The following is a 23993-nucleotide window of genomic DNA, read 5'->3' as shown; positions in this document are numbered from 1 at the left end:
TGCATGACCGCAATAATGCGAACTGCGGTGTTATGCGAACTCGACGCCGGAGTGGGATGAGTCTTCTCTCGGCGAGCGGTTGCGGCGACGCTGCCACCGCTTCGCATGATCACAGCGACTGCAGGAACTGCATCAATCCCTTCGGCGGCCGGTATCGAGCCAGCTTGGCCTCTGGCGGCTTCAGCCGAGCAAGAGTTCGCTCCTTCATTGCGAGGTCGGCCTCGACGTACATGTGGGTCGTTGACGGGCTCTCGTGCCCGAGCCACAGAGCGATGTCGGTGGCATTGGTTCCCGCCTGCAGCAAACCCATTGCGGTCGAATGTCGAACCAGGTGAGGCGATACCGCCAGCTTGCCAAGTTCCGGGTGCGCGGCGGAGGCCGCGACGACGGCGCGCTTGAGCCGCTGCGCGACGTTGGCCCGCGTCATCGGTTCGCCGTCACGCCGCGGCAGCAGCGCGGAGCGTGCCTCGAGTTGCGGGTTCAGACGCAGCCAATCACGCACCTCACGGGAGGTTGTCTTCCACAACGGCAGCGAGCGCTGCTTGCGCCCCTTGCCCTGCAGACGGACGCATGAGGTCGAGCCGAGGGTCACGTCTGCGACCCTTATGCCAATCATCTCCGACACCCTGGCGCCGGTGTTGAACATCAGCGTGAGCAGCAGGTGATCGCGTTGACCCAGCCAGGTCGCGGTTGGAACGTCGATCACCGCCAGCATCTGCTCGCGCGTCAGGAATCCCACCATCTTGCGATCGAAGCGCTTCATCGGCACCGCCAGCGCCTGTTCGATGACGCTCAGGTTGGCGATGTCACGCCGGGCGGCGAACTTCAAGAACGAACGCAGCGCTGCCAAGCGGATGTTGCGGCTGCGCGGCGAGTTGCCCCGGTCACGCTCCAGGTGGTCGAGGAAGCTCGCGATGAACTTCGGTTGGAGGTCCGACAGCTCAACGGCAGCGGCCGGCTTGCCCAGAGTCTGTTCCGCAAAGCGCAGTAACAGCACGAAGCTGTCTCGGTAGGAGGCGACTGTTTGCGGGCTGAGCGACCGCTGCCGCGTCATGTAATCGGTGAAGAATTCCTGCACTAGCGACGCGAAAGAGGGCGAGATCAGCTTACCCACGGCCAGCCCCCTGCAGCACAAAGCGCTCAAACCGCGCCCCCACCAACTGCATCAACTCAGGCGTGCCGGTGAGGTACCAATACGTGTCGGAGATCCTGGCGTGGCCCATGTAGGTGCATAGCCAGAACATCGCGTGGTCGATCGACACACCATCCTCATGCCACCGTTGAACGCGCCGGACCACCATGGAGTGGCGTATGTCATGAATGCGCGGCCGGGCATGGTCGCCGCGGGCGCGCCATCCGAGTTGATCGCGAAGCCGGGCGAACACCTTGTGGACTCCGCTCGACGACAGCGCGCGGCCCGACGGGCCGGCGAAGACCGGCGAGTCGCTCGCGCGGCCGACGAATCGCTGACGCGCACGAAGGTATTCGGACAAGGCCTGCACGGCACTGGGATGCAGGGGCAAGCAGCGCGACTTGTGGAACTTCGTCTGGCGCACCGTGACCGTGGCGCCCGACAGATCAATGTCCGCGACTTGCAACTTCAAGGCCTCGGAGATTCTGAGCCCGGTCGCGGCGATGAGCCCGAATAGCGTCTTGTATGTCAAGGGGCGCAAGCCGTTCTGCGGCGTCATGCGGCCGGCCACTTCCAGCAGATCGACGATCTCCTGTTCGGTATAGATGTGAGGAGCCAGCCGTCGATGTCCGCGGCCGAGAATGAACGGCGGTGGCACCTCGGTGGCGGGCTCGAACTGGCGGTGGTGGGCTGCAAAGGGTCGGACGATCTCGAGCCGGCGCGCAGCCGTGACGGGGCTGGTTCGTGCAACGTGTTCGCGAGCCCAGTCCAATTGCAGCTCAAGCGTCAGAGGCCCTTGATGCCCCCTCGCGTCTGCGAAGCGAGCGAATCGCATCAGCTCGGTGCTCGGGCTCTTCAGCGCGAATCCCAGCCGTCGCCGTTCTTCGAGGTAGCGCTGTACGGCGGTCTGCATCGTATGCCCGGTGTTCATGCCGCGCTCCCTGGCCAAGGCATCGCCACTGCGGCCAGCCGCCCGACGTCGACCTTGGCGTAGATCATCGACGTGTCGAGCGCACGGTGGCGCAGCATGTCGGCCACCTCCTTGAGCGTGCCGCCGGTCTCCAGCAGCCTACGCGCCAGCGTGTGGCGCAGGATGTGGACGCGGGTGTACGGCAGGCCGCAGCGCAGGTACGCCTGCCGCACCGTGTTGCGAACCACATCTGGACGGATCGGCTCCTCTAGCGGCGCCACGTGACGAACGAACACGCATCGGTTGACGGTTGTGGGTCGCTCCGAACGCAGGTATGCCGCAATGGCACCCCCCGTGGTCTGCGGCAGGGGCATCACGTCCACACGGCGCGACTTGCCCTTCCAGATGCGCAGCGTGCCGGCTTCCCAGTCGATGTCGTCGAGCTCCAGGCTGACGACTTCGCGCTCGCGTAGGCCGAGATCGACTAGGCAGCGCACCATGGCGTAGCCGCGCAAGTGCGACGGCAGATCCGGCGGAAAGGCGTCCAGCAGTCGCGTGACCTCGCTCAGCGATAGCGTCTGCGGCAGTGGCGCCAGCCTCCAATGGGCCGGCGGCGCGATGACGGGCAGCAGATGATCGACGCGAGCCCCGCTGAGCGCCATGAAGCGTAGGTAGCCGCGCAGCGCGCCCGCAAGCGAGCCAGCACTGGCGGGACTGACGCGTGAGAGTTCCCGCGCGATGAATCGACGCAGTTCATCGGCGCTCGGTGTGGTCGTCGCGTCGGAGTCGGCGTCACCGGCTATGCAGAATCGCAGCAGAGACCGGACGACGCTCAGCCGTCGAACTCGCGTGGTCTCCGCCAGGCCCCTTGCCTGATGCATGTGGGTGTCGAAGCGCTCAAGCTGGTCCTCGACCGCGTCGGGGCGGCGACTGCCGATCAGAGCGTCGGCATCGTCCAGCATGATCAGCAACTGGCGAAGGGCGGCTCGAACCTGATGACGGCAGCGCTGCACCGGCGATGGGCAGGTGCAGCGTGGTAGGTGTTCTTCAATGAAGCGCTGAACGATCTCATCGGCAAAGTCTCGGACGCCAACGCGGCAGCGGTGTGTCCAGCGCGCGAAGTGCGCTACGCCATACACGTACTGGCGCACCGTGTTGACTGCGTAGTGGCGGTCTACCAAACGACGCACGTAAGCAGATATGAACGGCGCGAGATCGCTGTCGCGAAGCCAAGCGGCCGGCAGCGGATGAATGGACTCGAACGCAAACATGGAGGTCTCCTGAAGTGGGGTTGCCACAGCAGGAGACGCCCGCTCTTATGAGAAGTCCAGACCTCGCTCGCACCGCCGCAAGTCTTGCCACGCCTCGTCGTGCGCAAGATGAACGACGACGAGTTCGCATAAGACCGCAGTTCGCATTATTGCTGCCGTCGCGCCTGAACACGTTCAGCGCCGGGTACTCGCTCCCGTCGGGCATCAGGATGCCGAGGTCGTTGGCGTAGTCGTCGCCGATGGTCTGCACGAAATTCAGGTCACGCCAGCCGCGCTCCTGCGCGAAGGCGTATTGCCGCTCCACGGGCGAGCGCCCCAGGATCTTGAGCGCAACCCGCTGCTTGATGTCGGCGGCATTGCCGTTCACCGCGCCCAGCCAGTTGGTGCACATCGGACACGGCCGTTCACGCTGCGGCCCGTACATCCAGAAGTAGGTGACGAGCGTGTCCTTGTCGCCGAACAGATCGATGAGCCCGACCTCGAAGGCCTGCTCGTCCTTGAAGCGGTAGTCCTTCTCGATCACCGGCCCGGGCGGCAGCGCGCGGCGCTGCTCGCCCAATCGGGTCATGTGGCGACGAAATTCGATCTCTTCCGCCAGCAGCGCTTGGCGCGCGGCGTCGTATTCGGCCGTCGCGCCCGGGAACGGCGTCTTCGCCTTCTTCGCGAGTTCTGCGGCGGGGGTGAGCGGATCTTTCATGTCTTGCTCCTGTGTTCGGTGCCGGCCGAGGCGCGGCGCTCCACAGTGCATGGTGCGCGTTCGACGAGCGGTAGACAAGGCTGCTTGCGCCGCTGCAAAGAAGAGCGGTGCTAGGCTGCGGCCCTATCCCTCATCCCCGGTAGGACAGATGAAAGCCGACGACCACGCCAGGAAATACCGCAGACGCTCCGGCAACAAGGGCTTGAGACCTTACGTTGCACCATTGGTTGCCGTCTTCGCGGTCATCGGCGCATGCCTTCTCTATGCATGGACGCCCGAGCCGCTGCCGGCCTCCGCGGCGTCTGCCGGATCGATCGACTCGGGCAGGAAGCCGATTGAACGAACGGCCGCACTTCCGCCCCTGAACCTGCCGGCCGACGACGCGCCTCATGGGTCCGGCATGGAATGGTGGTACTACAACGGAATCCTCGACGCGAAGACAGGCCATCGCTATGCATTTCACGTTGTTGTCTTCGTAGCCAACGGGCTGGTCAAGCACACGGTCATGCACGCGGCGTTGACCGACCTCCAGACCGGGCAACGCTATTCCAGCCAAACGCGTACCGGCGGCGTTCCTGCGAAGAGCGCCGCAAACGGCCTGGACTTCAGGCAGGACGGCTGGCAAGTCGCAGCTGCGGGTCCATCTCATGCAGTGCACGCCTCTCTTGAAGGAGGTGCTTCGATTGCGCTCGACCTGAGCGATTCGCACCAGCCTGTCCCCCATCGAGCTACAGGTTCGGAAACCCCGGGTCTGCTTGATTTCGGCATGAGCGGGATCAGTTACTACTATTCGCGTCCCCGCATTTCCGCCCAAGGCGAAGTCTCCATCGGAGGGAAGCCGGTCCAGGTCAGCGGCGACGTGTGGTTCGACCATCAATGGGGCGATTTCGATGTGTTGAGCCTCGGATGGAACTGGTTTGCGTTGCATCTGGCGGATGGTTCCGATGTGATGCTCTATGCGCTTTTCGACACGGCTGGCCGGCAAGTCATGACAGCCGGCACGGTCTCGAATGCACGCGGGTCTCATCCATTGAAGCCGGACGAGATCGAGCTGGTGCCCGTCAACAGATGGACGAGTCCGAGCACGAAGATCAGCTACCCCGTCGAATGGCGCATCAGGCTCCCCTCCGGCGAGTTGAGCATCAAGCCCTTCTTTGCCGACAGCGAATTCGATTCGCAGAAAACGACGGCGAACATTTATTGGGAAGGGCCCGTCCAGGTGACGGGAAGTTCCACGGGCGAGGGTTTTCTGGAGCTGAGCGGATACGACCGCTTGAAGATTCGATGACCTGAAGCGCCCACGCGTTGAGCAGGCCTCTCACTCCTTCACCGACCCCGTCAACCCCGACACGTAGTACTCCACGAAGAAGGAGTAGATGAAGGCCACCGGCAGCGACCCCAGCAGCGCGCCTGCCATCAGCGGCCCCCACTGGTACACGTCGCCCTGCACGAGCTCGGTCACCACGCCCACCGGCACGGTCTTGATCTCCGACGACGAGACGAAGGTGAGCGCGTAGATGAACTCGTTCCACGAGAGCGTGAAGGCGAAGATGCCTGCCGAGATCAGGCCGGGCACGGCGAGCGGCAGCACGATCTTCACCAGGATCTGCCAGCGGCTCGCGCCGTCGATCAGCGCGCACTCCTCCAGCTCGAAGGGGATGGAGCGGAAGTAGCCCATCAGCAGCCAGGTGCAGAAGGGGATGAGGAAGGTCGGGTAGGTCAGGATCAGCGCCAGCCGCGTGTCGAAGAGACCGAGGCCGAACACCACGTTCGCGAGCGGAATGAACAGGATCGACGGCGGTACCAGGTAGGCGAGGAAGATCGCGAGTCCCACCTGCCGCGAGCCGTTGAAGCGCAGCCGCTCGATCGCATAGGCCGCGAACACCGAGCAGGCGAGCGAGCAGAAGGTCGACACCACCGACACCAGCAGCGTGTTCCAGATCCACTGCGGGTACGAGGTCTCGAACAGCAGCTTGTGGAAATGCGCCAGCGTCGGCGCCACCACCCAGAACGGGTTGCCCTCGCGCGTCAGCAGCTCGCCATCGGGCTTCACCGAGGTGATCGCCATCCAGTAGAACGGGAACAGCAGCACGATCAAAAAGACCACGAGCGGCAGGTACACGGTCACCACCTTGCGCGGCAGCGATTCGAGATAGCTCATGCCGACCATGTCGGTCGTTGCGGCCTTCGCGTTCATTTGTCAGATCCCCCTTGCTGCCACTTGCGGCGCTGCAAGCCGAAGTAGCTGAACAAAACGCAGGCCAGCAAGAACGGCACCATCGCGATCGCAATGGCCGCACCCTCGCCCAGCGCCCCGCCCGAGATCGCGCGCTGGAAGGACAGCGTGGCCATCAGGTGCGTCGCGTTCAACGGCCCGCCGCGCGTGATCACGTAGATGAGCTGGAAGTCGGTGAAGGTGAAGAGCACCGAGAAGGTCATCACCACCGCGATGATCGGCGTCAAGAGCGGCAGCGTGACGTGCCGGAACTGCTGCCAGGGCGAGGCGCCGTCGATGGCCGAGGCCTCGTAGTACGAGGGCGAGATGGTCTGCAGCCCCGCCAGCAGCGTGATGGCGACGAAGGGGATGCCGCGCCACACGTTGGCCGCGATCACGGACCAGCGCGCATTCCAAGGATCGCCGAGGAAATCGATGTAGGCGTCGATCAGCCCCATCTTCATCAGCGCCCAGCTGACGATCGAGAACTGCGAGTCGTAGATCCACCAGAAGGCGATGGCCGACAGGGCCGTCGGCACGATGTAGGGCAGCAGGATGACGGCGCGGAAGAAGGTCTTGAAGCGGATGTTCTTGTTGAGCAGGAGGGCCAGCCACAGCCCCAGCACGAACTTGAACACGCTGGCCACCACCGTGTAGAGCAGCGTGTTGAAGAGCGCGAGGCGCGTGACCGCGTCGTCCCAGAGAAACTCGTAGTTCTCCAGCCCGATCCACTGGCCGCCGCGGCCGACCTTGGTGTCGGTGAAGCCGAGCCAGATGCCCAGGCCGAGCGGATAGGTGAGAAACAGCAGCAGCAGCCCCGCCGCCGGCAGCATGAAGAGCAGGCCGAGGAAGTTGCGGCTGTCGGCCAGCCGCGCCGTCCACGGACGCGCCGCAGGCGCGTCCGCGGCAGGCTCAGACCTTGTAATAGCGTTCGGCACGCTTTTGCGCCCGTTCGGCGGCTTCCTTCGGCGACTTGGAGCCGCTGGCCGCCTCGGCCACCATGTTCGTCACGATGAAGTCCGCTCCCGCGCCGGCCGACGCATAACCCAACGTGCCGGCATACCCGGTCGGCCGCATGTTCTTCGTGCAGTCGCGGTACGGCGTGTGCTTCGGGTCGACGGTCCAGACGGCGCTCTTCTCGTAGGCTGCGAGCGGCTGCGAGATGTAGCCGCCTGCGGCCTGCAGCCACGGGTCGAACTGCTCCTGTTCCATCATGAAGCGCAGGTACTCCTTGGCCGCCTGCGGGTACTTCGTGTACTTCATGACCATCTGATTGAAGAACAGGTGCGACTCGGTCGGCACGCCCGCCGGCCCGATCGGGTAGGGCGCGTGGTTGATGTCCTGCGCCATCTCCTTGAGCTTGTCGTCCTTGGAGTTCTTCGTCGCGTAGTAGATCGAGATGCCGTTATTGGTAAGGCTGATCTGGCCGTCGAGGAAGGCCTTGTTGTTGTTCGGGTCCAGCCACGACAGCGTGCCGGGCGCGAAGGTGGCGTACATCTCCTTGGCGTACTCGAGCGCCTTGATGGTCTCCGGGCTGTCGATGACGACCTTGTTGCTCTTGTCGACGAGCTTGCCGCCGTGCGACCAGATCAGCCAGTTGGTCCACAGCCCGTCGCCGGTGGCGTTGCCGAGCGCGAAGCCGGCGGGCGTGCCTTTCGCCTTCATCGCCTTGAGCAGCTCGAGGAAGCTGTTCGTGTCCTTCGGGAAGGTGTCGAAGCCTGCCGCCTTCACGTGGCTCTGGCGGTACACCAGCATCGCGCCGGCGGTGCCGAGGGGCACGCCGATCCACTTCTTACCGTCGGGCCGCAGGTAGGCCTCGCACCCCTGGTACCAGCCGCCGTACTTGCGGCCAAGGTAGGTGCACAGGTCGGTGACGTCGAGCAGTTTCTCCGGGTAGAGGTTCGCGTCGTCGTTGGTCGACAGGATGATGTCCGGCCCCGCGCCGGTATTGGCGGCGACCGCGGCCTTCGGGCGCACGTCCTCCCAGGTCTCGTTGTCCACGCGCACCTGGACGCCGGTGGCCTCGGTGAACTTCTTCACGTTGGCCATGTAGGCATCGATGTCGCCCTGCACGAAACGGCTCCAGCGCAGCACGCGCAGCGTGGCGCCCTTCTCGGGCTTGAAAGTCATCGACTGCGCATGCGCGGCGGTGGAGAAGAGCGCGGTGCCGGTGCCGAGCGTGGCTGCGGCGGCGACGCCGGCCGAGCCTTCCAGAAACTTGCGGCGATTGAACTCATTCATTCGTGTTGTCTCCTGTGCTTTTGAACGGACTGCCGATGGAATTCAGGACACCAGCCGTTCGCCGGTGCCTGCGTCGAAAAGATGCGCGCGCTGCAGATCGGGCTGCAGGTGGATCGTGGTGCCGGGCGCGAAGTCGTGGCGCTCGCGGAACACCGCGGAGAGTTCGGCGCCCTCGTGGCGGCACGAGACGAAGGTGTCCATGCCGGTCGGTTCCATCACCGCCACGCGCGCGGGGATGCCGCTGCCGTCGGCGAGCGTCAGGTGCTCGGGCCGGGTGCCGTAGACCACCGACTGGCCGTCGACGCCGCCGGCGTGCACGGGCGCATCGAGCTGCGTGCCGTCCTGCAATTCCACGCGCGCCGTGCCGGCGCTGCGCCTGAGCGTGCCCGGCAGGAAGTTCATGGCCGGCGAGCCGATGAAGCCGGCGACGAACTGGTTGGCGGGGTTGTCGTAGAGGTCGAGCGGGCTGCCGGTCTGCTCGATGCGGCCCTCGCGCATGACCACGATCTTGTCGCCCATGGTCATGGCCTCGATCTGGTCGTGCGTGACGTAGATCGAGGTCGTCTTCAGGCGCTGGTGCAGCTCCTTGATCTCGCCGCGCATCGCCACGCGCAGCTTGGCGTCCAGGTTGGACAGCGGCTCGTCGAACAGGAACACCTGCGGGTCGCGCACGATCGCGCGGCCCATCGCGACGCGCTGGCGCTGCCCGCCCGAGAGCTGGCGCGGAAAGCGGTCGAGCAGAGGAATGAGACCGAGGATCTCGCCAGCGCGCTTGACCTTCGATTCGATCGTCGCCTTGTCCAGCTTGGCGAGCGCCAGCGCGAAGGCCATGTTGTCGCGCACCGTCATGTGCGGATAGAGCGCGTAGTTCTGGAACACCATCGCGATGTCGCGTTCCTTCGGCGGCAGGTCGTTGACGCGCCGCTCGCCGATGCGGATCTCGCCGCCGTTGATCTCCTCCAGTCCGGCGATCATGCGCAGCAGCGTCGACTTGCCGCAGCCCGAAGGCCCCACCAGCACGGTGAAGGAACCGTCCTGGATGTCGATGTCCACGCCATGCAGGATGGGGACATTGCCGAAGCTCTTCTTGACTGCCTGGATCGTGACACTTGCCATGCACTGGAATCCTGAAGTTGCGCGAAGCTCGCGGGCGACGCGGGACCCCTGCATCGCAGACGCGGAGTATCGGCACTGGGTTGCCGGGTCGCTATCAGGGCAAACCGGTACGTGTTAACCCCTCGATGATTTGTATGATGACCTGATCACCGTGCTCCATTCCGCCACGCCCGCGCAGGCGCCCGCCCCCTCCGAACCCCTGCGGTCGGCAGCCGACCGGCTGTCCGACCGCCTGGCGCTGCGCCTCGGTGCCCTCATCGAATCCGGCGAGCTGGCGCCTGGCGACCGCCTGCCCACCGAGCAGCAGCTGGCGGCGACGCACGGCGTCTCGCGAACGGTGGTGCGCGAGGCGTTGCACCAGCTCAAGTCCAGGTCGCTGGTGGTGTCGCGCCAGGGCTCGGGCGTCTTCGTGGCGCCCACGCCGCAGAACCAGCCGCTGGCCTTCGACCCGGCCGTGCTGGGCTCCGTGCAGGCCGTGGTGCACGTGGTCGAAGTGCGGCGAGTGCTCGAAGGCGCGATCGCGGCCCTGGCGGCCGAGCGCGCCACCCGTGCCCACATCGCGGCGCTGCGCCGCGCGCTCAAGGCCATCGACGCCGCGGTGGCCGAGGGGCGCGACGGGGTGGCCGAGGACCTGGCCTTCCACCGCATCATCGGCGAGTCCACGGGCAACCCGCAGTTCCGCCTCCTGCTCGGCTTTCTCGAGCAGTACCTGCGCGAAGGCATGCGCATCACGCGCGGCAACGAAGCGCGCCGCAAGGATTTCATGGAGGCGGTGCAGCAGGAGCACCACGCCATCGTCGAGGCGATCGCCTCGCGCGACCCGGAAGCGGCACGCCACCACGCCACCCGGCACCTGATCCTCGGCGAAGAACGGCTCGTCGAGGGCGGCATCATTCCTAGCCGCAAACGAAGATTGAAGGAGAAGAAATGAAACTGCTGATCACCGGAGGCGGCGGCTTCGTCGGCGCGCGCCTCGCCCGCACCCTGCTCGCGCGCGGCACGCTCGCCGGCGAGCGCATCGACCGCATGGTCCTCACCGACATTGCGCCGCCGCCGGCCGACCTGGTAGCGGATGCGCGCGTCGAGGCGCGCACCGGTCCGCTGCTGGCGCAGACCGACGCATTGCGCACCGAAGCCTTCGACGGCGTGTTCCACCTGGCCTCCGCCGTCTCCGGCGAATGCGAGCTCGACTTCGATCTCGGCCTGCGTTCCAACCTGGACAGCACGCGCGCGCTGCTCGATGCGCTGCGCGCCAACGTCAATGCCGGCGGCAAGGTCACGCGCGTGGTGTTCTCGAGCTCGGTCGCGGTCTTCGGGCCGGATCCGGCCGTGCCGCTGCCGAAACTGGTCGCCGACGACACGCTGCCTGCGCCGCAAACTTCCTACGGCACGCAGAAGCTGATCTGCGAACACTTGATCGCCGACTACACGCGCAAGGGCTACATCGACGGCCGCGCCGCGCGGCTGATGACCGTGACGGTGCGGCCCGGCAAGCCCAACGCCGCGGCCTCGTCCTTCTTCAGCGGCATCATCCGCGAGCCGCTGGCCGGCGTGGAAGCGATCTGCCCGGTCTCGCCCGAGGTCTCGCACCCGATGTCTTCGCCGACACGCACGGTGGACGGCCTGATCGCCGTCTACGAAGCCAGCCGCGAGGCCTTCTGCGGCCGCACCGCGCTCAACCTGCCGGCCCTCAACGTGCGCGTGAGCGACATGCTCGACGCGCTCGAGCAGGTCGCCGGATCCGCCGTGCGCGCGCGCGTGCGCTTCGAGCGCGACGAGCGCATCGCCGGCATCGTGGCCAACTGGCCCACCGGCGCAACGGCCGCGCGCGCCGCGCGGCTCGGCCTGCTGCCGCACGAGAACTTCGCGGACATCATCCGGCAGTACATCGACGATTGCCGCGCGCTCCCGAACGCCAACGAGACCCTGAAGGGAGTGTCCTGATGAAACCGAAGAACAACAACAAGAAGCCGAAGCAGGCCCTCAAGTTGCGCTCCCAGGCCTGGTTCGACAACCCGGCCAATGCCGACATGACGGCGCTCTACCTCGAGCGCACGATGAACTTCGGCCTCGGCTTCGACGAACTGCAGTCGGGGCGGCCGATCATCGGCATCGCACAGACCGGCTCGGACATCGCGCCCTGCAACCGCCACCACCTGGTGCTGGCCGAGCGCGTGCGCGAAGGCATCCGCGATGCCGGCGGCATCGCCTTCGAGTTCCCGATCCATCCGATCCAGGAAACCTGCAAGCGCCCGACGGCGGCGCTCGACCGCAACCTGCAGTACCTCTCGCTGGTCGAGGTGCTCTACGGCTATCCGCTCGACGGCGTGGTGCTGACCACCGGCTGCGACAAGACCACGCCGGCGCAGATCATGGCCGCCGCCACGGTGGACATCCCCGCCATCGCGCTCAATTCGGGGCCGATGCTCAACGGCTGGTACGAAGGCGAACGCACCGGCTCGGGCACCATCGTCTGGAAGGCGCGCGAGCTGATGGCCGCGGGCAAAATCGGCTACCAGGAGTTCCTGAAGCTCGTGGCCTCCTCGGCGCCGTCGACCGGCCACTGCAACACCATGGGCACGGCGTCGACCATGAACTCGCTGGCCGAGGTGCTGGGCATGACGCTGCCGGGCAGCGCCGCGATCCCGGCGCCCTACCGCGACCGCCAGGAGATGGCGTACATGACGGGCAGGCGCATCGTCGAGATGGTGCGCGAGGACCTGAAGCCTTCGGACATCCTCACGCGCGCCGCCTTCGAGAACGCGATCGTCGTCAACTCTGCGCTCGGCGGCTCGACCAATGCGCCGGTCCACCTGAACGCCATCGCGCGCCACATCGGCGTCGAGCTGACGACGGCCGACTGGGAGAAGCACGGCTACAAGATTCCGCTGATCGTGAACCTGCAGCCCGCCGGCGAGTACCTCGGCGAGGAGTACTACCGCGCCGGCGGCGTGCCCGCGGTGGTCGCCGAGCTGATCGCCCAGGGCAAGATCCAGCCCGCCCTCACCGCCAACGGCAAGACGCTGGTGGAGAACTGCGAAGGCAAATTCACGAGCGACCGCAAGGTGATCTTTCCGTACGCCAAGCCGATGAAGAAGAACGCCGGCTTCCTCAACCTCAAGGGCAACCTGTTCGACTCCGCGATCATGAAGACCAGCGTGATCACGCCGGAGTTCCATGCGCGCTACCTCGAGAACCCGAAGGACCCGATGGCCTTCGAAGGCACGGCGATCGTCTTCGACGGGCCGGAGGACTACCACCGCCGCATCGACGACCCGAAGATGAAGCTCGATGCGAACAGCATCCTCTGCATGCGCGGCGTGGGGCCGGTCGGCTATCCCGGCGCGGCCGAGGTGGTCAACATGCGCGCGCCCGACTACCTGCTCAAGAAAGGCATCACCGCGCTGCCCTGCATCGGCGACGGCCGGCAGTCGGGCACCTCGGGTTCGCCGTCGATCCTCAATGCCTCGCCGGAGGCCGCGACGGGCGGTGGGCTCGCACTGCTCAAGTCCGGCGACCGCGTCCGCATCGATCTCAAGAAGCGCACCGCGAACATGCTGGTCTCGGACGAAGAGCTTGCCAAGCGCCGCGCGAAGCTCGAAGCCGCCGGCGGCTATCCGTATCCGCCGAGCCAGACGCCGTGGCAGGAGATCCAGCGCGCCGTCGTCGACGAGCTCTCCGAAGGCATGGTGCTGAAGCCCGCGGTCAAGTACCAGAAGATCCACGCGACCTTCGGCATTCCGCGCGACAACCACTAGCGCCTGTCAGCGCCTAGGCACGCGAAGCCTTGCTTGCCTGTCGCGGCGCTCCGTGCGCCAGGTTGGCGGCAATGAGTGCCGCGGTCAGTGTCACGAGCCACGAAAAATACACCCATAGCAAGAAGACGGGAAAGACCGCGAAGGCTCCGTAGACGGCCTTGTAGGTGGGAATCTTGAGAAGGTAGGTCGCGAAGCCGCGCTTGCCCAACTCGAGAGCGATACCGGCGATCAAGCCACCCGCGATCGCATCACGCCGCCGAACCTTGGTGTTCGGGACGAAGTAGAACAGGCTCGTCACGACCACCATGCAGAGCGCCACCGGGCTCAGGTTCAGTACGAACCTGGCCGAGGGTGGCAGGGTTCCGATCAAACCCATCGACGCACCCAGCACATGCGACGTCGCCCACAGACTCACCCCCAGGGCCGGTGGCCCCACGGCCAGCATCAACAAATACAGGCCCACTCGCTTGTAGAACGGACGATTTCTTTTCACGTTCCAGATCTGGTTGAAGGCGTTTTCCACGGTGAGCATCAGCGCAATCGCCGCCACCAGCAGGAACAATGAGCCCACCAGGGTGAGGCCACTCGCATTGGCGGCGAACTGATGGAGGTACTTCAGCACCGTGCGTGAGATGTCTGCCGGAAGCAGGCTCTTCAACAAGTGCTCTTCGAGCGCATCCTCGAAGCGCTTGAACATCGGGAAGCGCGTGAACAGCGCGAGGCTCACCGCGAGAAACGGCGCGATGGACAGGACCGTCGTGAAAGTCAGGCTGCCGGCGACCTGGGCCAGGCGTTCTTTCCTGGCGCGGCGGATCGTGAGTCGGGTCAGGCTGAGCATGCGTCATTGATGTTTGGGTGTCGGCTGAGATTCTCGCCTGGAGGAGGTGCCGGAGGAGATGGCACGTGGCCGCGAGACGTCCTGAAACAGGAGCATGTCCCGCACGCGCTGCGAGGCACCGTCGTAGAAGCCCTGCGTCGGCTGCTCCTGCGCGGCTGGATTGGAGAAAGTGCCGAAGACGATGTCCCACAGAGGAAGGTCGGCATAGTTGTGCGCATGCACGCCGCGCGCGTGGTGCACGGCATGGCTTTCGGGCCGCTGCACGATATAGCCAATCGGATGGGAGGACGCCGGCATTCGCGATTTCATGCAGTGCCTCAACAGGCGCTTCCGGGTCGTGGTTTTCGACCGCCGCGGCGTCGGGCTGTCCGAGCGGCTCGATGTCAACTCGTCTGCACATGCGACAGCCACCGATATTCGCCTGATTCTTGACGACGCGGGCATCGAACGCGCCTGGCTGTTCGGTTCTTCGGAGGGCGGGCCAGCCGTCATCGATCTGGCAGTGGAGCATTCGACGCGAGCGCTCGGGTTGATCCTGTTCGGTGCAATGGCCAAGGGCTCGTCGTCGTCCGGCTACATTCACGCGATGCCGGCCACGGCATTCGACGTCTGGCTGGACAGGCTCGTGGCCGAGTGGGGAGGTCCAGCGGGCATCGAGACCTTTGCGCCCGGTGCCCGACAAGACCCTGCGGTGCGCGCGTGGTGGGCGCGGATGATGCGTCACTCCACCTCGCCGAGCGCGCTCGCCGCCGCCCTGAAGGCCTTGCGTGACGTGGATGTTCGAAAACAGGCAGAGCAGGTCCGCGTGCCTGCACTCGTTCTGCATCGAGCGGGAGATCGCGCGATTCGCGTTGGGGCCGGCGCCGACCTCGCGAGCCGCATCCCGGGTGCTCGATGGATCGAGCTCGCTGGAGACGACCACTGGTGGTGGCGCGGGGAAACCGGTCCGTTGCTGGCTGCCATCCTCGCCTTCGCCGACGCACATTCCGACGCAGTCGCGCCAGCTATGCCGCTGCGACATATCTAAAAGTGTCCTCCTCAGCTAGCAGGCTGTATGCCGAGTTGAGATAGTTCATGACACCGGGCGAACACCGGCGGTTTGAACAAATATGAGGAGACAAGATGGATATGCGCGATCGCGCCTGGCTTGCTGCGGGCATCGCAACGGCTTCGCTTGGAGCCTTCCCGGCACTTGCACAAAGTCCGTCGGCGAACAGCGTCAGTATTTATGGCGTGCTGGACGAGTATGTGGGTTCGCTTCGCCGAAGCGATCAAGCGGGCCGCACCACCGTATTGAACAGCGGCGGCATGACCACTTCCTACTGGGGGATACGGGGAACCGAAGACTTGGGAGGAGGCTTGCAATCGTTCTTCGCGCTGGAGAGCTTCTTTCAAGCCGACAGCGGGAACTTTGGCAGGACCGCTGCCGATCCCTACTTCTCGCGAAATTCCTATGTCGGGCTCGGCGGAGCCTACGGCCAGGTGAGCCTGGGGCGACAGACCAATGCGCTCTATACGGCAACAGGCAACTTCAACCCCTTTCTGGCGTCTGCCAATCTGAGCCCTGTCATGCTGCAGGTCTGGAACACGGGCTACAACCGTGCGATCCTGGGTGACAGCGTCTGGGACAACACCATCCAGTACGCGTCGCCGGAAGCAACGGGGTTTCGCGTTTCTGCAGCGTACGGACTGGGCGAAGTGGCGGAGCGCACTGGTGAACGCAATTTCAACCTGAGCCTCAACTACGCGAAGGGTCCGTTCGCTGCGGTGGTCTCCGCCCAGCAGGTCAAGGTGGGCCCGGGCCTTTCGGCCCGGATCTCGAGCCAGAAGGCGCAGATGGCCGGGCTCTCGTATGACTTCGATGTGGTGAAGGTCTACGGCCAATACTTTCATACCGATACGCCTGGCATCCGGACCAAGACCCGGACGACCCAGCTCGGCTTCGCGGTGCCCATAGGCGCCGGCCGGGTCATGGCCTCTGTTTCCCGCACGCAGAGAGACATGCCGATCGCCGACTCTCGTCGAACCACAGGTGCCGTCGGCTATGACTACTTCCTCTCCAAGCGCACGGATCTCTACGCGGTCTACCTCGCGGACAAGCTCACCGGATTCGCGCGAGCAGGAAACGTCGCGCTCGGCATGCGACACCGCTTCTGAAAACGCCAGCACGCTTGTCTCGAAGTGAATCGAAATCCCATGAACACCTTCCTGAAAATTGCCCGGCATTCAGCCCTCGTCGTTGCCGCAATCTCCATTTGCGCGAGTGCGAATGCACAACCATCGTCGACGAAGCCGATTCGTCTCGTCGTGCCCTTCGGCCCCGGGGGCGTTGCCGACCTCACGGCACGGACCGTCGCGCAGAAGATGTCGGAGTCCATGGGGCAAAGCATCATCGTGGACAACAAGCCGGGCGCAGGGGGAGTGGTCGCGTCCGATACCGTGGCCAAGGCGCCGCCGGACGGACTCACCGTCCTCTTGATGTCCAACGCCAATGCCGTCAGCGCGGGGCTGTTCAAGCAGCTGCCCTTCGATACCGTCAAAGACTTCGCTCCGGTGTCGACGCTCGGCTATTTCGATATGGCCGTCGTGACCGCCGCGGACTCGAAATTCAAGACGATGCAGGAGCTGTTGACATACGCGAAGACGCACCCCGGTACCGTCAACATCGGGACCATCAACGTGGGCAGTACGCAGCATCTGGCGGCCGAGCTGCTCAAGCGCAGCACCGGCATCGACGCGCAAGTGATTCCCTTCAACGGGTCGCCCGCATTGATCACCGCGCTGCGAGGGGGGCAGATCGATGCCGGCGTCGAAATCCTGGCGCCCATCCTGGGTCAGATCAGCGGGAAGTCGCTGCGCGCCATTGCCGTCATGGGAGCGAAGCGCTCGTTCGCGCTGCCGGAGACGCCGACCGTCGCGGAGAGCGGGGCGCCCAACTTCAAGGTCGCGTCCTGGAACGCCTTTGCGGTGCCAGCCAAGACGCCGCCCGCCATCGTCGCCAGGCTCAACAAGAAGGTCAACGCAGCGCTGGCCGCGCCGGAGATCAAGGAGCGGCTGCGCCAGCTCGGCGTCGAGGCGCAGGGAAGCACTCCGCAGCAACAGGCGGAGCTTCTCAGGGACGAAATTCAGCGCTGGTCCGAAGTCATCCGCCTGGCAGGCATCCCCAAGCAATGAGCGTCCATGTGCCCGTGGCGCATCAAGTCTTTGCGTGTGACGGTGAGCCGCTCATCGTCTGGCTCACCACCTCCTGGATCAACTTGAGGACGGCCTGCTGGGTGAGGGTGGTCGGCCTTTGAGAACTGAGCGCAAGGGCCAGCCGGCTGCGCAGCGGAGGATCCACGATCCGGCGCATCGCAAAGGCCTCGGGGCGAGGCGCAGTGAGAACCGCGTTCGAGGACAAGACAGCCAGTCCCACACCGTCGATCACCAGATCCAGGATGGCGGCCACACCGTCGATCTCCATCGCGATGGTCGGACGGCATCCGATATTCGCCATTTCCGCTTCGACCAGCATGCGAATGGAGTTCGGCTTGGTCGGGATCACCAGCGGCTTCGAAGCCAGCTCTCGCATCGAAACTTCTTCATCCGGTTCGCCGGCGGGCTGCGCCGGGCCGACCAGGTACAGGTCCTCTTCCAGGATGACAACGCTGTCGATCTCCGCGGAAGGCGCAGGGTTGTAGAGCAGCGCCAGGTCGAGGCGGCCTGCGGTCACCGATTCCTGCATGGCGCTTGAAAGCGCCTCGGTGATGGAGAGGCTGGCGTCGGGAAGTTGCTGACGGAAGGCGCGGGTCAAGGGCACGGCGATGCGCTTCGAAATGCTGGGCGGCAAACCCACAGCGACGCGGCCGGCCAGCGCGCCGCGCAACAGCCCGAGGTCCTCCTTGGCGCGTTCGATCTGATGCAGGATGCCTCTGGCGTGTTCCAGCAGCAGCTTGCCTGCATCCGTGACGATGACGCCTCGGCCATTGCGCGTCAGAAGATTCTGTCTCAGCTCCACTTCGAGCTGGCGCACCTGCCGGCTGAGCGCGGGCTGTGCGACATCGATCACGATCGAAGCCCGGGTGAAACTCCCCAGCTCTGCGACGTGAACGAAGTACTCCAGCTGCTTGAGGTCCATGGAGGGTAGTCTAGGCTCGCCCGGGACTACCCCCGACGAGCTCCCCGCCGGCCTCAGGCCCAGTACAGCCGCATCGGGTTGTCCACCAGCAGTTTGCGCTGAAGCTCCGCCGTCCGCGCGATGCGGGGAATCATGTCGACCAGCGTGCCGTCATCGGGCATGTGCGTCTTGAGATTGGGATGCGGCCAGTCGGTACCCCACAGTACGCGGTCCGGGAACTCCTCGACCAGGCGCCGCGCAAAAGGAACGACGTCATCGTAGGCCGGTGGACCGGAGACAGACAGGCGCTCCGGACAGCTCACCTTCGACCAGACATTCGGATGCTCGCGCAACAGTCGCACGAAGCGCTCGAACTGCGGCCCGTCGATCGGCTGGCCGACGTCGGGCCGGCCCATGTGGTCGACCACCACGGTCGTCGGCAGGCGAGTGAAGAAATCCCACAGCTCGGGCAGATCCGGCGCTTCGAAATACACGACCACGTGCCAGCCCAGCGGCGCGATGCGCTCGGCGATGTTCATCAGCACCTCGCGCGGCGTGAAGTCGGCGAGCCGCTTGAGAAAGTTGAAGCGCACGCCGCGCACCCCGGCTTCGTGCAGAAGGCGAAGCTCGGCGTCGTTCACGCTCGGCGCGACCGAGGCCACGCCGCGTGCGCGTCCGTTCGAATGCGCAATGGCATCGATCAACGCACGGTTGTCGTTGCCATGACAGCTCGCCTGCACGATCACGTTGCGCTCGAAGCCCAGGAGATCGCGCAGTGCGAAGAGCTGGTCCTTCGAGGCATCGCAGGGCGTGTATTTGCGCTCCGGCGCGTAGGGGAACACCGCGCCCGGGCCGAAGACGTGGCAGTGTGCATCCACCGCACCGGGCGGTGTTGTGAAGTGCGGCTTCGAGGGGGCAGGATGAAAGCAGAGCCAGTTCTTGTCCATAGCTGTCCATCTTGCGCGGATTCCTCGCGACGAACGAGCCCAAAAATGCGCTAGCAGCTAGCAAGTTTCGGCATGGCTGTACCGGCGCACTAAGCAAGCCATGATGGCGACGGTGAACGCTAGTCGAAAGCTGCACGCGCATCCGCCAGGTCCTGGTGGTGCTCCTCGGGCCCAGCGGTCCCCTCACCAGCGCGGTCTCGATCAGGAGCGCCCACTTATTGCCCACGATCTGAAACGCAGCGCGCGAGGGGCAGTGGAGGTCCAGCAGCACATCGGCGGGCTTGGCGCCGGCGGTCGTCGTCTTTGTGAGCCTCAGCGTGCCAGCCGCTCGAAGGCGTGCAGCAGCTGCGCACCCGCCTCGGCCAGCGCGCCGTCGTTGCGGACCTCGATGGCATGCGCCGGCGGCTTGAACGCCAAGGCACGCCGCACGCGGGCGTCGACCATCTCCGGCGTCTCGCGCCCGCGCGCCAGCAGGCGCTGGCGCAGCACGTCGATGCTGGCGGTGACGTGCACAACAGTCAGATGCGGAAACCTCGACAGCGCCTGCGGCAGGTAGGCGCGCGATCCGTTCACGATCACCCACTTGCCCAGGTGCAGGGGCGAGAGCTCGTCGTGGCGCACGCCGTAGTGCAGGCCGTTGGCCTGCCAGTGGAACGCGAAGGCCTGCGCGTCGCTGAGTTGCTCGAAGGCGTGCGCGCTCACGCTGTGGTGCTGCTCGTCGTCGGCCTTGGGCGGCCGCGTGATCGTGCGGCGCGCCAGGTGCACCGGCATGTGCGGCGGAAGATGGTCCTTGAGCCAGGCCAGCAGGCTGTCCTTGCCGGCGCCGGAAGGCCCCATCACATAGACCAGCCGCCCCTTCATGCGCCAAGCTCCATCTGTTCTACCAGCACGAAGTCGGCACCGGGCTTGGGTTCGGCGAACAGGGAGATGGTGTCGAATCGGCAGGCGGGCAAGGCACCGAAGGCGTGGCGCGCCGCATCCGCCAGCGCGGGGACGATCGAAGGCGCCGCGTCGCGGAGCGTTCCCGTGAGCGAGAGATGGAAGCGGAAGCGCTCCAGCACGAAGGGATAGCCCCAGCGCAGCAGCAGCGCGTCTTCTTCTCGCGTGAGGCCGCCTGCGCGGCGGCGTTCGATCTCGAACGGCGTCAACGGCGCGGCCAGTGCGTGCAGGCGCGTGACGCAGGCTGCGGCCACTTCGTCGATCGCGCGGCTGCCGACCTCCGGCACCAGCGCCAGAAAATCGTCGAGCATCGCGACCTTCAATGCGGGCATCGTGAAGGGCTCGAAGTCCTCGCAGAGGCCGCGCAGGCCGGCGCGCAGCCTCTTGACGTCGACGCCCGGCGCCAACGCGAAAGGCGCCTTGAGCGTCGCATGCCAGCCATAGCGCCGCGGCGCCTTCGTCAGCCGATGCAGTTCGGGCGCGGGCACGCCGGGCAGCGGTGCCTGCGGCAACGGCTCGAGCCGCGAGGCGCAGCGCCCGAGCCAGCGCCTGCCGGCGCGCCACCAGGCGCTGTCGGCGCGGGGCGCGAAGTAGACGGCGTAGCGATGCACGGGATCACTCGTCATGCGTCACCGTGAGCGTGACGCGATCGCCCGCAAACCAGGTCCGCGCGAACTCGATGGGCACGTCCGCGGTGTCCACGTTGACGCTCTCGACGAAGAGCACCGGCCGCGCGGCCGGCTGCCGCAGCTGGGCCGCCACCTCGGCCTCGGGCATCTGCGCCGTGATGCGGCTCTCATGCCGCGTGTAGTCGTCGATGCCATGTGCGGCAAAGGCCGCGGTGATGGAGCCGGTCTCGCGCACCACCGCTTCGAGCTGCTCAAAACGCGGCAGCGGAAAGAAGCGCTCGCTGATGTGCAGCGGCTGCTGCTCGGCCTCGCCCAGCACCTGCAGCCGCAGCAGCGTGCTGCGCGCGGGCACCTGCAGCGCGCGTGCCTGCGCGGCCGTGGCACGCACGGTGCTCGACGCGAGCACGCGCAAGGCGCCGCGCATGCCTGCCAGCGCCATGCTCTGGTGATGACGCGTGCGCTTGGCCAGCACCAGGTCGACCGCGAACTCCTCCACGTAGGTGCCGCTGCCCTGCGTCACGCGCAGCAGGCCCTGGCTGCTCAGGCTGGCGAGCGAACGGCGGATGGTGTGGCGATTGACGCCGAACTGCTCGGCCAGCGCGTGCTCCGAGGGCAGGCGCTCGCCCGGCGGGTAGATGCCGCGGGCGATCGATTCGGCCAGCTCGGCCGCGATGCGGGTCCAGAAACTGTCGCGCGCCGTGCGCGCCGGAAGCGAGTCGGGAGAAGTCGTGATGGCTGTCATGAAAGCTACATGCGTGCGCCCTAAGCTGGCGCCAGTTGTTCGATTTGTCTATACAACTTTCCCAGATTAACACCCACATGTTTCATGCCTTTGACAACCATCCTGCGAGCCGGCCGCCGAGCCGCGCGCAGTGGATGGCCGTGCTGGCGCGGGCGCCGCTCTCGCTGCTGGAGCCGGCGCTCGGCGAGCACGCCCAGCGCACGCCGCAGTGGCTGCGCGCGCCCGAGACGGGCCTCATGATGGTCCAGGGCCGCGCCGGCGGCACGGGCGAGCGTTTCAACCTCGGCGAGGTCACGCTCACGCGCTGTGCGCTGCGCCTGCATGGCGTCGCGCACGAAGGCGCGGCGGTCGGCGTCGCCTATGTGCTGGGCCGTTCGCACCGGCAGGCGCAGCTGGCGGCGGTGGCCGATGCGCTGCTGCAAGACCCGGCGCAGCAGGACGCGCTCGATGCGCAACTGCTCGCGCCCGTGCGCCAGCACCTGGCCCGCGAGCGCGCCGAGCGCCATGCGCGTGCGCAGGGCAGCAAGGTCGAGTTCTTCACCGTTGCGCGCGAAGCCGGCGGTGCCGATGGAGACGAAGAGGAGAACGCATGAGACGCCGGGCCGCTCCCAAGTCGAATAGCACCGCAGCGCACAGCGCGGAGGTTACCCAATGAACAGCACCACAGATCTCTCCAAGGTCGGCGCGGGTTTCTCGGATCTCGCGCTCGGCAGCCAGGCCGTGTTCCGCGCTGCGCTGGAGGCCCTCTCGCACCCGGGCCGCATCGTCGACCTGCCGCACGATGCCGAAGTGCCCAGGCACGGGCATGCGGCTTCGGCCGCGCTGCTGCTCGCGCTGCTCGATCCAGATTGCAAGCTCTGGCTCTCGCCGATGCTGGCCAAGAGCGATGCCGCGGCCTGGCTGCGCTTTCATTGCGGCTGCGTGATCGTCGACGATCCGGGTGAGGCCCAGTTCGCCTGGATCGCCGGCGGCGACGAAGCGCCCGCGCTCGAGCGCTTCGCGCAGGGCAGCGACACCTACCCCGACCAGTCAGCCACCTGCGTGGTGGACGTGCCCTCGCTGGCCGACGGCGCCGACGCCGAAGGATGGACGCTGCGCGGGCCGGGCATCCGCACAGAGACGCGCTTGTGCGTCGACGGCTTGCCGCAGGAGCGCGCCGAAAAGCTGATCGCCCAGCGCGCCGCGCAGCAGGCGGCCTTCCCGCGCGGCGTCGACCTGTTCCTCGCCACCGAGCACCAGATCGTCGGCCTGCCGCGCACCACCCACATCGAGCTGGAGCACTGAGCATGTACGTTGCCGTCAAGGGTGGCGAAGCCGCCATCCTCCACAGCTTGCGCCTGCTGGCCGAGCAGCGCCGCGGCGACCCGGCCACGCCGGAGCTCTCAGTGCAGCAGATCCGCGAGCAGCTCAAGCTCGCGGTCGACCGCGTGATGACCGAGGGCTCGGTCTACGACCCCGAGCTCGCCGCGCTCGCGATCAAGCAGGCCTCGGGCGACCTGGTCGAAGCCATCTTCCTCTTGCGCGCCTACCGCGCCACGCTGCCGCGCCTGGGCACCAGCGTGCCGCTGGACACCGCGCGCATGCAGCTCGACCGCCGCATCTCCGCCACCTTCAAGGACCTGCCCGGCGGGCAGGTGCTGGGCCCGACCTACGACTACACGCAGCGCCTGCTCGACTTCACGCTGCTCGCGAGCGGCGGCGGCGCAACAGGCCAGGCTGCCCCAGCAGCAGCGCCTGCCGACACACCCGCCGTCACGCCGCGCGTGGTCGACCTGCTCAACCACGAAAGCCTGATCGAGACCCGCCCCGTGCCCCCCGGCGATCCGGCCCCGGTGGACCTGACGCGCGAGCCGCTGCGCTTTCCGGCCGATCGTGCGACGCGGCTGCAGAATCTCGCGCGCGGCGACGAAGGCTTTCTGCTTGCGATGGCCTACTCCACCCAGCGCGGCTATTCGCACAGCCATCCCTTCGTCGGCGAGATCCGCTTCGGCAGCGTCGCGCTCGAGATCGAGCCCGAGGAGCTGGGCTTTTCGATCTCGATCGGCGACATGGAGATCACCGAGTGCGAAATGGTCAACCAGTTCGCCGGCAGCAAGACCGAGCCGCCGCAGTTCACGCGCGGCTACGGGCTGGCCTTCGGCCACAGCGAGCGCAAGGCGATGGCGATGAGCCTGGTCGACCGTGCCTTGCGCGCCGACGAGCTCGGCGAGGCGGTCGAATCGCCGGCGCAGATGCAGGAGTTCGTGCTCTCGCACAGCGACAGCCTCGAAGCCTCCGGCTTCGTGCAGCACCTGAAGCTGCCGCACTACGTGGACTTCCAGTCCGAACTGGAACTGGTGCGCCGCATGCGCAGCGCGCCCGCACAGGGAGACGACGAATGAGCGCCGCCCGTCCGCCCGAAGGCGCTCGCCCCCTCCTTCAGGAGGGGGTGCGCGAAGTACACGAAGTGACAAGCCTGGGGG

General features: G+C 66.2%; 25 protein-coding genes. 10 read left to right on the top strand and 15 right to left on the bottom strand.

Annotation, left to right across the window (positions count from 1 at the left end; all coding sequences use genetic code 11):
* Nucleotides 1-109 precede the first annotated feature (109 nt).
* From ACSQ9A_RS28285 to ACSQ9A_RS28270, 4 genes are read right to left on the bottom strand one after another with little or no spacing between them, the layout of a single operon-like run.
* Nucleotides 110-1114 (bottom strand): tyrosine-type recombinase/integrase, encoded by a 1005-nt coding sequence (locus tag ACSQ9A_RS28285; protein ID WP_436306141.1) that lies wholly within the window; start codon nucleotides 1112-1114, stop codon nucleotides 110-112.
* Nucleotides 1107-2063 (bottom strand): tyrosine-type recombinase/integrase, encoded by a 957-nt coding sequence (locus ACSQ9A_RS28280; protein ID WP_436306140.1) that lies wholly within the window; start codon nucleotides 2061-2063, stop codon nucleotides 1107-1109. Before ACSQ9A_RS28280 ends, ACSQ9A_RS28285 begins: the two co-directional genes overlap by 8 nt.
* The gene (locus ACSQ9A_RS28275) at nucleotides 2060-3193 is read right to left on the bottom strand and encodes a tyrosine-type recombinase/integrase (RefSeq protein WP_436306139.1); all 1134 of its coding nucleotides are present in this window, start codon (nucleotides 3191-3193) and stop codon (nucleotides 2060-2062) included. Before ACSQ9A_RS28275 ends, ACSQ9A_RS28280 begins: the two co-directional genes overlap by 4 nt.
* On the bottom strand, nucleotides 3111-4010 hold the full coding sequence (locus tag ACSQ9A_RS28270) for a DUF899 family protein (protein WP_436306138.1): 900 nt from the start codon (nucleotides 4008-4010) through the stop codon (nucleotides 3111-3113). The genes ACSQ9A_RS28275 and ACSQ9A_RS28270 overlap by 83 nt, the downstream gene beginning before the upstream one ends.
* Nucleotides 4011-4158: 148 nt before the next feature.
* Here ACSQ9A_RS28270 and ACSQ9A_RS28265 point away from each other — a divergent pair, with 148 nt between their 5' ends.
* Nucleotides 4159-5298 (top strand): lipocalin family protein, encoded by a 1140-nt coding sequence (locus ACSQ9A_RS28265; RefSeq protein WP_436306137.1) that lies wholly within the window; start codon nucleotides 4159-4161, stop codon nucleotides 5296-5298.
* A gap of 30 nt (nucleotides 5299-5328) precedes the next feature.
* On the opposite strand, the gene ACSQ9A_RS28260 is transcribed toward ACSQ9A_RS28265, so the two are convergent.
* The 4 genes from ACSQ9A_RS28260 to ACSQ9A_RS28245 all read right to left on the bottom strand — a co-directional run bounded on the left by ACSQ9A_RS28260 (nucleotide 5329) and on the right by ACSQ9A_RS28245 (nucleotide 9582).
* Nucleotides 5329-6207, bottom strand: a complete 879-nt coding sequence (locus ACSQ9A_RS28260) for a carbohydrate ABC transporter permease (protein ID WP_436306136.1) — start codon at nucleotides 6205-6207, stop codon at nucleotides 5329-5331.
* Nucleotides 6204-7058: a carbohydrate ABC transporter permease gene (locus tag ACSQ9A_RS28255; RefSeq protein ID WP_093107241.1), complete on the bottom strand. Its 855-nt coding sequence runs from the start codon at nucleotides 7056-7058 to the stop codon at nucleotides 6204-6206. Before ACSQ9A_RS28255 ends, ACSQ9A_RS28260 begins: the two co-directional genes overlap by 4 nt.
* 79 nt (nucleotides 7059-7137) lie before the next feature.
* The gene (locus tag ACSQ9A_RS28250) at nucleotides 7138-8466 is read right to left on the bottom strand and encodes an ABC transporter substrate-binding protein (protein WP_093107243.1); all 1329 of its coding nucleotides are present in this window, start codon (nucleotides 8464-8466) and stop codon (nucleotides 7138-7140) included.
* A gap of 42 nt (nucleotides 8467-8508) precedes the next feature.
* Nucleotides 8509-9582, bottom strand: a complete 1074-nt coding sequence (locus ACSQ9A_RS28245; RefSeq protein ID WP_436306135.1) for an ABC transporter ATP-binding protein — start codon at nucleotides 9580-9582, stop codon at nucleotides 8509-8511.
* A gap of 151 nt (nucleotides 9583-9733) precedes the next feature.
* Between ACSQ9A_RS28245 and ACSQ9A_RS28240 the strand changes: the two genes are divergently transcribed.
* From ACSQ9A_RS28240 to ACSQ9A_RS28230, 3 genes are read left to right on the top strand one after another with little or no spacing between them, the layout of a single operon-like run.
* Nucleotides 9734-10513, top strand: a complete 780-nt coding sequence (locus tag ACSQ9A_RS28240) for a FadR/GntR family transcriptional regulator (protein WP_244503872.1) — start codon at nucleotides 9734-9736, stop codon at nucleotides 10511-10513.
* Nucleotides 10510-11526 (top strand): D-erythronate dehydrogenase, encoded by a 1017-nt coding sequence (denD, locus tag ACSQ9A_RS28235; RefSeq protein WP_436306134.1) that lies wholly within the window; start codon nucleotides 10510-10512, stop codon nucleotides 11524-11526. The genes ACSQ9A_RS28240 and denD overlap by 4 nt, the downstream gene beginning before the upstream one ends.
* Nucleotides 11526-13340, top strand: coding sequence for an IlvD/Edd family dehydratase (locus ACSQ9A_RS28230; protein ID WP_436306133.1), 1815 nt, complete (start codon nucleotides 11526-11528; stop codon nucleotides 13338-13340). Before denD ends, ACSQ9A_RS28230 begins: the two co-directional genes overlap by 1 nt.
* Nucleotides 13341-13353: 13 nt before the next feature.
* Here the strand turns inward: ACSQ9A_RS28230 and ACSQ9A_RS28225 are convergent, their stop codons facing one another.
* Both ACSQ9A_RS28225 and ACSQ9A_RS28220 read right to left on the bottom strand, forming a co-directional pair.
* Complete coding sequence (locus ACSQ9A_RS28225; RefSeq protein ID WP_436306132.1) at nucleotides 13354-14178, bottom strand: YihY family inner membrane protein; 825 nt, start codon at nucleotides 14176-14178, stop codon at nucleotides 13354-13356.
* 3 nt (nucleotides 14179-14181) lie between these two features.
* Nucleotides 14182-14487: a sterol desaturase family protein gene (locus ACSQ9A_RS28220; RefSeq protein ID WP_436306131.1), complete on the bottom strand. Its 306-nt coding sequence runs from the start codon at nucleotides 14485-14487 to the stop codon at nucleotides 14182-14184.
* Between ACSQ9A_RS28220 and ACSQ9A_RS28215 the strand changes: the two genes are divergently transcribed.
* The 3 genes from ACSQ9A_RS28215 (at nucleotide 14486) to ACSQ9A_RS28205 (ending at nucleotide 17352) form a co-directional block, all read left to right on the top strand.
* Nucleotides 14486-15205 (top strand): alpha/beta fold hydrolase, encoded by a 720-nt coding sequence (locus ACSQ9A_RS28215; RefSeq protein ID WP_436306130.1) that lies wholly within the window; start codon nucleotides 14486-14488, stop codon nucleotides 15203-15205. The two genes, ACSQ9A_RS28220 and ACSQ9A_RS28215, sit on opposite strands and share 2 nt — an antisense overlap.
* Nucleotides 15206-15300: 95 nt before the next feature.
* Complete coding sequence (locus tag ACSQ9A_RS28210) at nucleotides 15301-16335, top strand: porin (RefSeq protein ID WP_436306129.1); 1035 nt, start codon at nucleotides 15301-15303, stop codon at nucleotides 16333-16335.
* A gap of 39 nt (nucleotides 16336-16374) precedes the next feature.
* Nucleotides 16375-17352: a tripartite tricarboxylate transporter substrate binding protein gene (locus tag ACSQ9A_RS28205; RefSeq protein WP_436306128.1), complete on the top strand. Its 978-nt coding sequence runs from the start codon at nucleotides 16375-16377 to the stop codon at nucleotides 17350-17352.
* A 22-nt stretch (nucleotides 17353-17374) separates the two neighbouring features.
* Here the strand turns inward: ACSQ9A_RS28205 and ACSQ9A_RS28200 are convergent, their stop codons facing one another.
* From ACSQ9A_RS28200 to phnF, 5 genes are all read right to left on the bottom strand, one after another.
* Nucleotides 17375-18295: a LysR substrate-binding domain-containing protein gene (locus ACSQ9A_RS28200; protein ID WP_436306127.1), complete on the bottom strand. Its 921-nt coding sequence runs from the start codon at nucleotides 18293-18295 to the stop codon at nucleotides 17375-17377.
* 53 nt (nucleotides 18296-18348) lie between these two features.
* Nucleotides 18349-19221: an amidohydrolase family protein gene (locus ACSQ9A_RS28195; RefSeq protein WP_436306126.1), complete on the bottom strand. Its 873-nt coding sequence runs from the start codon at nucleotides 19219-19221 to the stop codon at nucleotides 18349-18351.
* 312 nt (nucleotides 19222-19533) lie between these two features.
* Entirely contained in the window at nucleotides 19534-20082 is a 549-nt protein-coding gene (phnN, locus tag ACSQ9A_RS28190) for a phosphonate metabolism protein/1,5-bisphosphokinase (PRPP-forming) PhnN (RefSeq protein ID WP_436306125.1), read from the bottom strand.
* Complete coding sequence (locus ACSQ9A_RS28185) at nucleotides 20079-20786, bottom strand: DUF1045 domain-containing protein (RefSeq protein ID WP_436306124.1); 708 nt, start codon at nucleotides 20784-20786, stop codon at nucleotides 20079-20081. Before ACSQ9A_RS28185 ends, phnN begins: the two co-directional genes overlap by 4 nt.
* The gene (phnF, locus tag ACSQ9A_RS28180; RefSeq protein WP_436306123.1) at nucleotides 20776-21531 is read right to left on the bottom strand and encodes a phosphonate metabolism transcriptional regulator PhnF; all 756 of its coding nucleotides are present in this window, start codon (nucleotides 21529-21531) and stop codon (nucleotides 20776-20778) included. Before phnF ends, ACSQ9A_RS28185 begins: the two co-directional genes overlap by 11 nt.
* A gap of 77 nt (nucleotides 21532-21608) precedes the next feature.
* Between phnF and phnG the strand changes: the two genes are divergently transcribed.
* The 3 genes from phnG to ACSQ9A_RS28165 are packed head-to-tail and all read left to right on the top strand — an operon-like array spanning nucleotide 21609 to nucleotide 23912.
* Nucleotides 21609-22124, top strand: a complete 516-nt coding sequence (phnG, locus tag ACSQ9A_RS28175; protein ID WP_436306122.1) for a phosphonate C-P lyase system protein PhnG — start codon at nucleotides 21609-21611, stop codon at nucleotides 22122-22124.
* A gap of 58 nt (nucleotides 22125-22182) precedes the next feature.
* A complete protein-coding gene (phnH, locus tag ACSQ9A_RS28170; protein WP_436306121.1) occupies nucleotides 22183-22815 on the top strand; it encodes a phosphonate C-P lyase system protein PhnH in 633 nt (210 codons plus the stop codon).
* A 2-nt stretch (nucleotides 22816-22817) separates the two neighbouring features.
* The gene (locus ACSQ9A_RS28165; protein ID WP_436306120.1) at nucleotides 22818-23912 is read left to right on the top strand and encodes a carbon-phosphorus lyase complex subunit PhnI; all 1095 of its coding nucleotides are present in this window, start codon (nucleotides 22818-22820) and stop codon (nucleotides 23910-23912) included.
* Nucleotides 23913-23993 lie beyond the last annotated feature (81 nt).

The sequence above is a fragment of the Variovorax sp. LjRoot290 genome, assembly GCF_964253985.1.
Taxonomy (GTDB): Bacteria; Pseudomonadota; Gammaproteobacteria; order Burkholderiales; family Burkholderiaceae_C; genus Variovorax.
Note: the sequence above shows the minus strand (reverse complement) of the source record. Positions and strands in the feature narration are given on the sequence as shown.